The following is a 13,116-nucleotide window of genomic DNA, read 5'->3' as shown; positions in this document are numbered from 1 at the left end:
TTATTTTGTTTCAGTAGTACCACCTTCCGGCGCTTTCTCTATCAATTCCATAAACTGGTCCAGCTTAGGTGTAATGATGATCTGTGTACGCCTGTTCTTCGCTTTTCCCTCTACCGTATTATTATCGGCAATCGGGTTGTATTCTCCTCTACCGCCTGCTGTTAAACGTTTCGGATCTACATTATAAGTGGTTTGCAAAGCCTGCACTACAGAAGAAGCCCTGAGGGCACTCAGGTCCCAGTTATTCCGGATATTGGTCTGTGAAATAGGCACATTATCCGTATTACCTTCGATCAGCACTTCATAGTCCTTGTAGTCCATAATGATCTTCGCAATTTTGCTAAGTGTTTCACCTGCTTTAGGAGAGATCTCATAGCTACCGGATTTGTACAGCATGTTATCAGATAAAGAGATATACACCACGCCTTTCAATACCTGTACATCCACATCCCTTAATTCTTCCCTGCTCAAAGAACGGGTAAGGTTATTGGTCAGCACCATGTTAAGCGAGTCGCTTTTGTTCTTGGTGTTCACCAGGTGCTGGATGTATTTGTTGGAAGCGTTGATCTCATCTACCAGTTTAGAGATGTTTACATTCCCCTGGCTGGTAGAGTTAAGGCATTTATCCAATGCAGCCTGTAAAGCCGCTAAACCGGTACGCTGGGAGGCAATTTGCTCTTCCAGGCTTTTAACCCTTGTATTAGCCCCGGTAAGATCACGCTGGGCTGTCTGATATCTGCCATCCAGTTCCTTGTTCTGGTTCTGCAGATCGTTGTAGCTGGACTGTAGCTGGGCAAATTTCTTATTACTCACACAGCCCGTTCCTAAAATGCTCACCACCAGCAACGCTGATGATATAAGTCGTATACTCATATATCAATTTTTAAATAATCAAATCTTCATCTACATATCCTTAACAACCCTCTCCACGCAAAGGTTGTGCCATCAAAGAACGATGAAGCTTTCAACTATATAAGTACCGGCTCCTATATGCATTACATATGGAACAAAAATACACTAAGGTTTACACGACGTTCCTTATATTAAATACCGGGAAGCATTGAGGGAAGAAGCGGGGAAAATTCAGATCGGCTGAATAAATAAAAAATGGGGGCCGTTTGGCCCCCATTACTTTTAAAGGGAATTTCTTCTGATCAGTTTTGTTGGGATCACTTCATTTATCTGTTCATGTTGCATCACTGCCCGCGCTACCCGTTTTCCCATCTCTGCAAAGCTCACGGAATAAGTGGTGATCCCGTTCCCTACAATCTCTTTTACCGGCTCATCGTTATGGGAAAGAATGCCGATATCTTTGCCGGGTTTTATCTTTTTACTATCACAATCCTTTAATAAGTTCCACAACTCCGCATTCTCATTCACGTAATACACCACACCTTTTTTTACGGAACCCGGCACATACTCCCTGAGCACTCTCCCTTTGATACCATAGTTCCTGATGAATTTCTTGAAGGAACGTACGATCTCCGGCGGGAACAAAGATGCAGGATCATGAAAGAAGATCATTTCATCATACTTCTTAATTTCATCTGCCAGCTCTTCAAATATAGCGTAGGAGGATTTTTCGAACTCCTGTACTACATAATTGAACTCTCCGTCCAATGGCTCATACCGGTCAAACATCACCAGCTTGTTACGGGGGACTGTATTCAGCAATTCCTTTGTACGCGGGTGATGGATGGGTGATATTACATACATGCCATATCTCGCTTTCACCAATGAAAAGATGGCCTCAAACACTTCTATATTACCGTGGTGAAAAAATACATCTGCATGAACGTTCTCATCCAGCCCTTTTCTGAAGCTGTGATAGAACTGGTCCTGGAAGGTATCGATCGTATACATCAGCACGGCTACTTTTAAGGCATGCCGGGTGTTCCCGTTCGATACAAAATAACCCAGCCTGTTCTTGGATTCAATGATACCTCTGCGCTGCAACTCCCGGTACCCCTTCATGATCGTTTCCCGTGCATATCCCAGGCTGGAGATCATTACGTTCACAGAAGGCAGCGGGTCTCCTACCGATATTACTTTATCATCGATGGCGTTAATGATGCCTTCAACAAACCTTTCGTGTTTGGAATAGGATGGTACTTCATCCAGCGCCTGTATTTTTTCAAATATTTTCTTCATCAATTAATTATAACCAGGGTTCTGGTCTTCTGGCCCAATATCCCCATTTAATTTCAACTCCGTATCCGGAATTGGAAAGATAGTATTGAATGGCTGAATTTTCCCGGATTCTTTTGCCCATTTATTGCGGGCCTTTACCAATTCAATGAATTTCCCGGTCCTGATCAGGTCAATACGCCTCCAGTCTTCCGCGAAAAGCTCGCGCATCCGCTCGTCCATGATCTTTGTCCTGAATTCTTCTTTGGACATAGCCTTCCAGCTTTTATCATCAGGCAGGGTACCTCCCCAGGCACGTTTCCTCACCTCGTTCACAACAAGGATCGCATCATTGGTTTTCCCCGCTTCATTCAGGCATTCAGCATAGCAAAGTTTGATGTCGGCCAGCCGCAGTACCGGGATGTTCTTACCGGAGTTCCACATATTACTGATCCTCATTTCGTGGTGTTTGTCCACCCGGAAGTCCTCATACTTTTTAACATGCGGCTTCAGCTCATCATGGTTCGGGCCCAGGTCTTCCCAGGAGATCCTGTCCAGTGTGGGTGTTTCCCCATAATAAGTAAAATCATACCGGATGCTCTCTTCCTTTCTCAGGTCACCGTCTTCCCAAATACCGCCATTGGCCACTGTTTCATATGCATATTGGGTGGGTACCAGCTTATCATAACCAGAATAATAACATCCATCTCCAAAATATGACTGCACCGCCCTGGAACCGATCTGGAATTGTATCTTATTATTATTCGGATATACGGGACTAAACTGGAATTCTAAAATGGCTTCAGCCGTATTGGGTTTGTTGAAATCCCAGAGGTCTTTATAAGGTACCAGGGAGTAATCAGCCATCATTTTCTCAAAACACTCCTGCGCTTTAGCGAAATCACGCAGGCCGGTAGATTCGGGAGCAGACATATAAGCCTTGCCCAGCATTGCCCAACCTGCACCGGAGGTAGCACGCCCGGGTTGATTGGTCTTAGGGCAGAAGGTAGCGGCCTTGGTGAGATCATCAATAATAAAGGCCCATACATCCTTCAGGGGCTGGCGGCGGAAACCGAGTTCTGTTTCACGCTTCATGTCCCTGATAGGTATTTCGCCCCAGTACATAGCCAGCTGAAGATCAACAAAACCACGTACAAAACAGGCTTCCCCATATAACCCGCCTTCTTTGGTACCTGCGGCAGGATTTCCGCTTTCCAGTCCCCTGATGATCTTGGCTGATTCATTTACCAGCGGCCAGCGTATGTTCCATTGATTGGCAATGTGGTTCACCGTGGAGTTCAGGTTAGCGTCATAACGGTCCAGTCCTCCTTTGATCGCATCGCTTTTCATCTGGAAAGCGCCCTGCTGTGTTTCATCCGTACCCATCATCATGATCAGGCCCTGCTCATCCGTTCTCACATTCTTCCAGTTGGCGTAGATCCCTTTCAGGCTTGTTTCTACGAGGCCGATATCAGAATACACCTTGTCCTCACCTAATTTAGTGATACTTTCTTCATTGAGGAAATTTTTGCAGGAGGCCAGGAACATCACAGATGCTGCCATCAGGCTCCATTTTATATTGCGTTTCATAGATTTTACCGTTTTGAAGTTTAAAAACCGAAATTTAGCCCAAAGACAAACATCCTGGAAGGCGGATACCCGAAGTCGCCCGTTTCCGGATCAAACCCTTTGTATTTGGTGATACAGAACAGGTTGGAACCCGTGAAATAAAAGCGCAGTTTATCAACATGCCAGTTGCTAAGGACCTTTTCCGGAAGGTTGTAGGACAGTGTTAAGGCAGATAAGCGCAGGTAAGATGCATCCTGGATAGCATAATCCAGGTCAGAAGGATTATACCTGTTATAGCTGGTATTCGCTATTACGCGCGGTACATTGGTATTGGTGTTCTGAGGTGTCCACCTGTTCAGCAGGTCTTTAGAGGCCATGCTTTCACCAATGCTGTTGATCAGCCCTTCATAATATCCGCTTATCTTCTTAGCGCCGTAAGAGTAGGTAAATACCGTGTTTAAAGCAAACCCTTTGTAAGAGAGGTCAGTAGCAAAACCACCATAGAATTTAGGGTCTTTCTTCGCTACCACTTCCATATCCATTTGATTCACCACGCCATCCGGCACACCTTTAGGGCCTGAAATATCTCTTGCGAACAGATCGCCAAGCGCAACAGTTTTACCATTGTAATTCTTGCCTTCCCATTCAGAGCGGTTCCATTCCTGTGCTACACCACCGGAACGGTAAGTGTAAATTGTGTTCAGGGATTTGCCAAGGAAGATATTCCCTTCCCGCTGGATCACATTTTCATTGGTATTGTAGATCACATCCACATCACCATATAACTTCTTCACCGTGTTCTTGTCGAATGAAATGTTTCCTGCAACAGACCATTGGAAATCTTTTTTCCTGATTATTTCTGCATTCACGGAAACCTCGATCCCCTTGTTGTTCACCATTCCAATGTTCTGCCATTCTTTGGTATAACCTGTAGTAGTGGCCAGGGAACGGTCCAGCAGGATATTATCATTATTGATATAGAACGCGTCTGCCGTTACCGTCAGCCTGGAATCCCAAAAACCGAGGTCAATACCAACATTGCTTTGCTTCTGCTTTTCCCAGGAGATAGCGGGATTACCTCTTCTGCCATCATTTACGATCAGCGCGTTACCATTATCTATCCGGGAGCCATACAATGTCTGGAAAGCATAGTTTGAAATATCCTGGTTACCTACCACACCATATCCGGCACGGAGTTTCAGCAGGCTAAGCAAACCATTGTTCTTCATAAAATCTTCGTTCGTGATATTCCAGCCGGCTGAGAAGGAAGGGAATACACCCCAGCGGTTTCCTTCGGCGAACCTCGATGAACCATCGTACCGCGTGGTGGCTGTAAAGAAGTATTTGTCCTTATAGCTGTAGTTCACCCGGGCAAAGAAGGATAACAGCGAATAGTTATAAAAGTCAGAACCCAGTACGGATTTTTCTACTGCTGCAGCACCACCGAGGTCGTAGTAAGACAGGTCGTCACTTGCAAACCGGTCTCCCTGCGCTTTGGTATAATCAGAACTGCGTTTACTGGAGCTGGTACCTGCCAGGGCAGTGATCCTGTGATCATTGGCGATGGTAGTATTATAGGTGATGGTGTTATCCCATTGCCAGTAAAGGTCGTTCCATCTTTCATGTTTGGCACGTGCATCCCCATTGTAATGGCGGATAGCTTCCTGGATATTCTTAGGTGTGAACTCAAACCATGTTTGCGCAGCATAGTCCATGGAATAAGTGGAACGTATGTCCAATCCTTTAATTGGATTGATATTGATATAATTGGTAGATGCAATCCTGTTACGGCTGCGTTTCCGATCAATATTCAGCGAGTTAAACGGATTGAAGTCGTTATTATTCTGATCGCCATGAGAACGGTAATACAAAGTAAGATAATCGTAAGTATACCTTGTAGCCGGGTCCCTGTAGGGATCATAGTTTAACAGCGGGTTAGCGCCGAGGGACTTATTATATACATCATCAGAAGGGATGCCGTCGTTAGTACGTGTAAAACCTGTATTGGTTCCTACTTTCAACCACTTCTTCACATCATATTCCGCGTTAAAACGGCCGGTATATTTATCCTGGGTTGTTTTTTCAATGAGGCCTTTTGTTCCTGCATATCCAAAGCTGAGATAGAATACACCACGATCAGAGCCTCCGGAAAATCCTAAAGAATGATTCTGCTGAAGGCCGGTACGGGTCACCTGGTCCAGCCAGTTAAAGCTCCTGCCGCTGTTGTAGGTATCAAACTCCTGCTGGGAGAAAGCGATATTGGTTTTCATCAGGGTGTTATCGATATAATCCTGGCGGTTAGCGGATGGGTTATCTTTCATATAACCGTTGGCATAAGCATCCGTTCTCAGTTGAAAGAGCTGCGTGGCATTCAGCGTCTCCGGCATTTGAGAGAACTTAGATACGCCAACCCAGCCATCATAGGTAACCAGTCCGTCCCCTCCTCTTCGCTGTCCCTTTTTGGTAGTGATCACCACAACGCCGTTTGCTCCCCTGGAACCATAGAGTGCAGTAGCAGACGCATCTTTCAGTACCTGTACAGAGGCTACGTCATTCAGGTTGATGGCATTGAATCCGCCCTGGTTATTTTCCATTACCAACCCGTCTACCACGTAGATAGGAGAAGAACCTGCATTGATGGTATTGATCCCGCGGATCTTGATCGTTGCATCATCGCCGGGTTTGGTGGCATTATTGATAAACACCCCCGCTACGCGTCCCTGCAAAGCCTGGTTCACATTGGTTGCGGGGCGTTCCAGTAAGGTTTTGGAATCCACATTTGCCACTGCACCTGTGAGGTCGCTTTTCCGCATCCTCGCTCCTACCACTACCACTTCATCAACAACAGACGAGGCCTGTTTCATCTGAATGTTCAGATTTGACAGTGTCTGTGCATTGAAGGGCACCATCTGGATCTCGAAACCTATATAACTCAACTCCAGTGTACCTGTCTTCTGTGAAATACTTAATGAGAACGTTCCGAGCGCATCAGTAACAGTACCTGTTTTTGTACCTGTTAATTTTACTGATACCCCTGGAAGCGGTTCACCGTTCATATCCGTAACTTTTCCGGAGAGCCTGCCATCACTCTGAGCGAAAGCAGAAAATAACATTGCCTGGCATAACAGCAGCAATAATAGAATTATGGGAGCTTTTTTTGCATTCATAACGCAATTCATAAGGTGGTGAATAAAGGTTGTTTTCAGTGAACAATAGCATAGCTAAGCACTCTATTGGCTGTGTAGCCTATAGAGCGTACGTGATAAATACATATATATCCGTGGTTGATTATTAACCGTAGCGTGGTGTACTACTGTGTTATTCTATTCTGTTCTACCAAGCAAATATAGTGTCTTTTCTTACTTTTTCAAATTTCCTTTGAGAAAAGTTTTCAAGTGGGCTTCATGTGTGGGAACGGGGTTAAAAACTGCTGGTATTTAAAAACAAAAATGGGGCAATTTCCTGCCCCATTTTTATTCTTTTGCATATTCTAAAATATCTCCCGGCTGACATTCCAATGCTTCACCAATAGCTTCCCGTGTACTGAAACGGATGGAAAGATTGGCAAGCGCTGTTCTGGTTATTTTATTATTTCTGTATCACTACTTTATACGTTTGCCGCAATCCGCTGCTCTCCAATACCAGCAGGTAAATTCCGCTGCCTGTTTCCGGGGGAAGCGGGAGCCGTTGCCGCAACTGTCCCTGGGCCAATAACCAGTAATGCACAACCCTTCCCCGCAGATCAACCAGGCTTGCACGTACCTTTTGTTCCAATGCCTGCGGGAACTCCATATAGATAGCATCAGATGCCGGATTAGGATAGATGAAAGCAACCGTTGTTCCGGGGAACATAGCCTGCTTATATGCCAGTCGCATACTGCTCCCGCTCAACCCTGTTGTATACCATCCCGCACCATAAGTACCAGTGGAGCTTGTAACCATATCTCCGGCGCTGGCATCAGATGGTATTACATTGTAGGCACCGGTATAAGCAGAAGAGAATGCAAGCCTGTCCTGCGTTGCCCCATCGTCTGCTCCATAGCCAATACTAATACTGGTAAACCCGGCAAGATTGCCACTGCGCACTCCGCAATGCCAGCGCCTTGCAGCAGACAAAGTGCTGATACCTGTACCCGTTGTACCGGCCGCAGTATCAATAGATACCTGTACCGTTACCGCACCACTAACAGATGCCAGGCCTGTTAACACCACCTTCCTGTATTGCTCCACAGATCCGGTTGGAAATGTTTTGGTAACAGCTGTTGCACCAGCAGTCAACGCCACTGCACCATTTACAAAACTGTTGCTGCTACCGGCTATACCATTGTATGAAGTATTGGTGCAGATCAGTGCTTTCCCCGGAGGCAGGTAAATGATCCCATCTGTGAGCGTAATAGCTGCATTGCTCGATTTAAGTGTGAGGCTATCGCTGATCATCACACCATCCGGGTTATTGATGGTAATGTTATGCAATGACCGGGAAAGAGGTACCTCAAAACCTTCCGTCATGAGCTGTGCGGGTGCATTCACATCGTGATTGTAAACAACGTACAATGCAGCAGTGCTTCCCAATGTATAGGCATTGGCAAGTGATGCATGCTGTGAACGCCTGATCTGGCAGTTAACAGAACTGGCGCTGCCACCTACATTTGTATTGTCCATTGTGAGATTTGCGCCGTTATGAAACACGCCCGCAGTAAGTGTTAATATGGAAGGAATGCTTACAGGTATTTGCAACACAACACCTGCGGGGTTATTGATAGTAAGGCTGCGGATGATGCCATTTGTATAAGTTCCTGTTCCGCCAATCAGCGTACTATCTGCTGCGGGCCCCATGATCAGTGTGGTACTGGCTTTTGAAAAATCAGCATTACCATTGTTCAGCAGGTTACCGTTAACGGTAATCGTTCTGCCAACGGTACCATTGCGGGCATAGAATGTGCCGGTGGTTTCCACTACCAGGTCTCCCGTACTGAAGGTATGCGTTGTGGTAGTATTGAAGCCAAGGGTACCAGCTATTTCTGTACGTGTTACTTTCACCGGCGAATTAATGGTAATGGTACTTCCGGTAATGATCACTGCTGTATCTGCATCTGCAGGCACCACGCCACCCTGCCAGCTTCCGGGCAACGACCAGCTTCCTCCGGATGAAGTTGATCTTATCAGTCGTCCGGTTGTGGATGGTGTTACTTTAAACGGAATAGCTGCATTGGCAATCTTGCCACGCTGATCGTGCACATATACATACAGCCGGTAGTTACCGGCAGCAGCTGGTGCCAGGAAACGGGCACTGTCTGCTGCCTGCGAAACGATCAGGCCCGGAAGCGCAGGCAAACTGGCATTCGCATCTCCACCTGCCATGATACTGTTTTCTGGAATGATCAGCCATTCGTAACGCAATGAATCATTATCAGGGTCACTGGCACGGACCCATCCGGTATTGATTGAATTGGCTTCTACGATCACTGTATCTTCTGCGCGTTTGCCATTGAAAAGCAGCGAATCCCTGTTGCGGATCACCGGAGCACGGTTAGAAGGATACCCTCCCGTCCATGCATACTGCATTTCATCAGTAGCGCCAAAAGCCTCTCCCTTCCTGCTATACAGTCCAAACCAGGTAACTACATCACCGGAAGACTGGTAACCCCATACGAACACAAAACCACCGAGACAGTTGTTGGATGCATTCGCAGCAATATGGTCCAGGTAAACCTGGCGGTACACCACCGCTTTTTCTGTACTGGTTTGCTCCACAAATGCGCCCCATGGCATTTTCCTCAGGGGTTCCGGATTCATCTGCCAGGTACCTCTTGGCCCAAATTCTGTGATCATATAAGGCTTTGTCCAGCCGGCGGTTTGCAGGTTTCCCAAAACACCGGGAATGTTAGGCGCGTAACTATTGATAGAAAGTATATCCAATGCAGTGAAGCGTTCTTTCAGTAGTTTAATTTTCTTCAGGTCAGAGTTAACCAATACGCAGGTGGTAAGGTGGTTGGTATCTGTTTCATGGACCATCTCAGCGATGCTGTTGAGTGCATCCCAGAAAAGGATATTGGCAGCGGTATCCAGGCTATTATAATTTGCATCTGTTTCATTACCTATTGCCCACATCAATACTGCCGGATGATCTTTAAATGCCAGCACCTGGTTCCGCATGTTCTCATATTGCAGGCGCACGGCAGTAGTATCCGCATAATTCATTTCCTGCTGCTTTTTGACGCCCAACCCGAGGCAAACAGTGATCCCATGAGCATCCGCACTGTCCAGCCACCTGCCGGTGGAATCGTTGATGCTGTACGTGCGGATGGTATTACCTCCGAAAGCGGCTACCTGTACAGGAAAATTATTGGCGGCTGCGCCCCTGATGTGATAAGGCACACCATTGCGGCGCAGGGTATAAACACCCGCAGAATCTGTGAGTGTGGTTTTAACAGCCTGTGCAATTGCGTTGCCCGCAACCACCAGCATTGCCATCATAAGTATCAGTTTTTTCATAAGTGGAATTGATTTTAAATTGTTTATTTATCTACCATTCCTCCAAATAATCCAGGTCTTTATGAAATGTTTCCTGCATGCCGGCAAGTGACCAGAAGGCCAATGCCAGGCAAATTATACCAACGCTGATACCGGCATATACAAGGGAGCCGTTAAAAAGCAGTTGCATAGATTGAAAAAGAAAAGTGAGTGGCACAACTGCGCCACGCACAAAGTTGGGAACAGTGGTAGTAACCGTTGCACGGATATTAGTACCGAACTGTTCCGTGGCAATGGTCATGAACACTACCCAATAACCAACGGAGAAACCAAGCAGTCCGCAAACCCAGTAAAAGAGCTGCAGGCTGATACCCGAAGCCAGGAAATAAATACTTACTGCGGCCATGCAACAGAACAGGTAGACATACACCACCCTGATCCTGCTTTTCAGCAACTGGCTGAGTGCGCCGCTGAAAATATCCCCTACAACAAGGCCTCCATAACACCAGGCTACGGCAGCGCCAGCATTCACATCTCCCCTGATCCCCAGTACCTTTCCAAATTCCGGGGAGAGGGTGATCAGCACACCTACAACAAACCAAAGCGGTACACCTATCAGGATGCAGCGCAGGTATTTGAGGAACCTTTTTCCATTCGCGAAAAGTGCAAGGAAGTTCCCCCTGCTGTCTGCCTGCTTTGCTGAACCGAACATACCGGATTCTGCCACACCTATGCGCAGCAGCAGGAGTAAAAGCCCCAGGCCGCCGCCGATGAAAAAGCTGGTCCTCCAGCTGAAATGCTGTGCAACAAAATAAGCTGCCACAGCACCACTGATACCTACAGCAGCAACAATTGTGGTGGCGTAACCTCTTTTTTCCTTTGGCATCAATTCAGCCACGAGTGTGATGCCCGCTCCCAGTTCACCCGCCAGCCCAAGGCCGGCAATAAAACGCCAGAGTGCATAAGACCATACACTGTCCACAAAACCATTGGCAATGTTAGCAGCAGAATAAAGGAAGATAGACCCGAAGAGCACGGAGAGCCTTCCTTTCCTGTCTCCCAGCACTCCCCAGAGAATGCCGCCTAACAGCATCCCGGTCATCTGTACATTGAGTAATAAAATGCCTTTGTCTGTTACATCCTGCCCACGCAACCCGATTGATTCCAGGCTGGGCACCCGAACGATGCTGAAGAGCAGCAGGTCGTAGATGTCCACAAAATATCCGAGAGAAGCTACTATCACCGCAGCAATAACAGCACCTTTGTTTGACCCTTTCATATTTTAGTTATTTCCTGTCGAGTGAAAGTACCTGCCCATCTTTCAGCAATACCGGTTTCAAAACATCATACGGTAATTCCTGTAAGGTGATATTACGGTCCAATGCCAATGCAGCAGCCGTGCCTGCAGATTGGCCGAGTACCATGAATACCGGCTCCATACGAATAGAACTATAAGCTACGTGCGAGGCCGACAAACATACAGGCACCAATAGGTTGCGGGCTTCTGACGAACGCGGTCTTAATGAACGGTAACTGATCGTATAATAGGTGTTCTTTTGTTTTCCGTAACTGCCCTCTGCATGCACTCTTCCCTGCTCATCCACCACACGGGAAACATAATGGCAATCCAGCGGATAGGTGGCTACGGCAACTGCATCCTGTACCGGCTCCTCCCCGTTACAGTTCTTTTCTGTCATCACATAATCGCTCACCATCCTCCGGGCCTCTCTCACATACAGTTGATGAGGGAAGTTGCCATTGTCCTTAAACTCATCTTTCGGCAAACCCCAGCGTTTCATTTCTGTCCGCAGCGAATCAGGTACCCGGGGATCGTTACCCAGGAACCAAAGCAGGCCTAATACATAGGTTTTATGCATCTGCGCGATCTTATCCCGGTCTGCATAATTACCTTCCGGCCATCCGTAATTGGCCCCTACAAAATCAGCCTGGTTGGTATCTGTTTTTTTATTGGGCATAGGCGTGAAGGAAATGATGTTCTTCAGCATGTGGCCGGGATTCATTTCCAGCATGCGTGCCAGGAACTCGTACCAGAGCGGCTGGTAGCCCGCGGGTTTTACAATGTTGATGCGGTTCGCCGGATCGTCTGTCAGCGTCATCCGGTAACAATAGGATTGTGTGCGGTGATCGCCTTCCCCATCTGCTCCCGGGATCCGGGGCTCCAGGTAAGGCAACACACCGGAAGAAGGCATCCCTTTTTTTACATAGGGATCTATAGAAACATGGTCTTTACCGATAATTTCGTTAAGCTTGATGCCATTCAGGGTTTCGTTATAAACACTGTTCGCTTCCCTGCCTACACTGTAAGAAACGCCCGCCTTTGCCATCAGGTCTCCTTCATAGGTAGCGTCTATAAATATTTTAGCCTGATAACGATGGCCGTTTTCCATGCGTATGGCAACAATGTTGGCGTCCTTTTTTTCCACGCCGTTTTTCAACTGTAGTCTTTCTTTGTACACCACGGAAACACCGGCTTCCTGTAACATTTTTTTCAGGATGTTTTCCCCTACATGGGATTCATATACCCATTGCATTTTCAGAGAATCGTTCTTACCGGAAAAAGTGCGCTTTTTAGAGCGTTCAAAATATACGTCCCTCGACTCATTCCGCCATGCACTGCTATCGCTGTAGTAGGTATATAAACGTTGGTAAAAATCACGCGTAAGCCCACCCGCGCTCCGGAAATTATTGAGGTCTGTAGCTGTGAGCCCTGAAGTGGCCACGCCACCCAAATGTGCGGTATTACTGATCAGCAATACCTGTTTATTCATTTTCGCTGCCTGTATCGCTGCCGTAATACCCGCAGGTGTTTCTCCATACACACATACATCCCAGCGTTTTTGGGCTAACAGCCGGTTGCCGGTTAATAAAACCACGATTACTATCAGGCCACGGATAATTGAAGTCTTCATTTTCGTCAATATTTAA

Annotated in this window: 8 protein-coding genes; all 8 read right to left on the bottom strand. The window is 46.8% G+C overall.

What is annotated here, in order from left to right:
- On the bottom strand, positions 1 to 873 hold the full coding sequence (locus BUR42_RS03970) for an OmpA family protein (protein WP_074237998.1): 873 nt from the start codon (positions 871 to 873) through the stop codon (positions 1 to 3).
- Between the two features lie 261 nt (positions 874 to 1,134).
- A complete protein-coding gene (locus tag BUR42_RS03965) occupies positions 1,135 to 2,151 on the bottom strand; it encodes a GntR family transcriptional regulator (protein ID WP_074237997.1) in 1,017 nt (338 codons plus the stop codon).
- 3 nt (positions 2,152 to 2,154) lie between these two features.
- The gene (locus BUR42_RS03960) at positions 2,155 to 3,717 is read right to left on the bottom strand and encodes a RagB/SusD family nutrient uptake outer membrane protein (protein ID WP_074237996.1); all 1,563 of its coding nucleotides are present in this window, start codon (positions 3,715 to 3,717) and stop codon (positions 2,155 to 2,157) included.
- A gap of 20 nt (positions 3,718 to 3,737) precedes the next feature.
- A complete protein-coding gene (locus tag BUR42_RS03955) occupies positions 3,738 to 6,863 on the bottom strand; it encodes a SusC/RagA family TonB-linked outer membrane protein (RefSeq protein WP_074237995.1) in 3,126 nt (1,041 codons plus the stop codon).
- Between the two features lie 306 nt (positions 6,864 to 7,169).
- Positions 7,170 to 7,250: a helix-turn-helix domain-containing protein gene (locus BUR42_RS30140; RefSeq protein ID WP_394333656.1), complete on the bottom strand. Its 81-nt coding sequence runs from the start codon at positions 7,248 to 7,250 to the stop codon at positions 7,170 to 7,172.
- Positions 7,251 to 7,284: 34 nt separating this feature from the next.
- Entirely contained in the window at positions 7,285 to 10,191 is a 2,907-nt protein-coding gene (locus BUR42_RS03950) for a T9SS type A sorting domain-containing protein (protein WP_074237994.1), read from the bottom strand.
- Positions 10,192 to 10,222: 31 nt separating this feature from the next.
- Entirely contained in the window at positions 10,223 to 11,449 is a 1,227-nt protein-coding gene (locus tag BUR42_RS03945; RefSeq protein WP_074237993.1) for an MFS transporter, read from the bottom strand.
- A 7-nt stretch (positions 11,450 to 11,456) separates the two neighbouring features.
- The gene (locus BUR42_RS03940; RefSeq protein WP_143197328.1) at positions 11,457 to 13,100 is read right to left on the bottom strand and encodes an FAD-dependent oxidoreductase; all 1,644 of its coding nucleotides are present in this window, start codon (positions 13,098 to 13,100) and stop codon (positions 11,457 to 11,459) included.
- Positions 13,101 to 13,116 lie beyond the last annotated feature (16 nt).

Source organism: Chitinophaga niabensis (assembly GCF_900129465.1).
Classification (GTDB): domain Bacteria; phylum Bacteroidota; class Bacteroidia; order Chitinophagales; family Chitinophagaceae; genus Chitinophaga; species Chitinophaga niabensis.
The sequence above is the reverse complement of the archived record's forward strand: the minus strand, read 5'-3'. Positions and strand labels throughout refer to the sequence as shown.

Excerpts from the sequence above, each read along its gene's own strand:
- BUR42_RS03970 (WP_074237998.1), bottom strand. The coding sequence starts at position 873 with ATGAGTATACGACTTATATCATCAGCGTTGCTGGTGGTGAGCATTTTA.
- BUR42_RS03965 (WP_074237997.1), bottom strand. The coding sequence starts at position 2,151 with ATGAAGAAAATATTTGAAAAAATACAGGCGCTGGATGAAGTACCATCC.
- BUR42_RS03960 (WP_074237996.1), bottom strand. The coding sequence starts at position 3,717 with ATGAAACGCAATATAAAATGGAGCCTGATGGCAGCATCTGTGATGTTC.
- BUR42_RS03955 (WP_074237995.1), bottom strand. The coding sequence starts at position 6,863 with ATGAATGCAAAAAAAGCTCCCATAATTCTATTATTGCTGCTGTTATGC.
- BUR42_RS03950 (WP_074237994.1), bottom strand. The coding sequence starts at position 10,191 with ATGAAAAAACTGATACTTATGATGGCAATGCTGGTGGTTGCGGGCAAC.
- BUR42_RS03945 (WP_074237993.1), bottom strand. The coding sequence starts at position 11,449 with ATGAAAGGGTCAAACAAAGGTGCTGTTATTGCTGCGGTGATAGTAGCT.
- BUR42_RS03940 (WP_143197328.1), bottom strand. The coding sequence starts at position 13,100 with ATGAAGACTTCAATTATCCGTGGCCTGATAGTAATCGTGGTTTTATTA.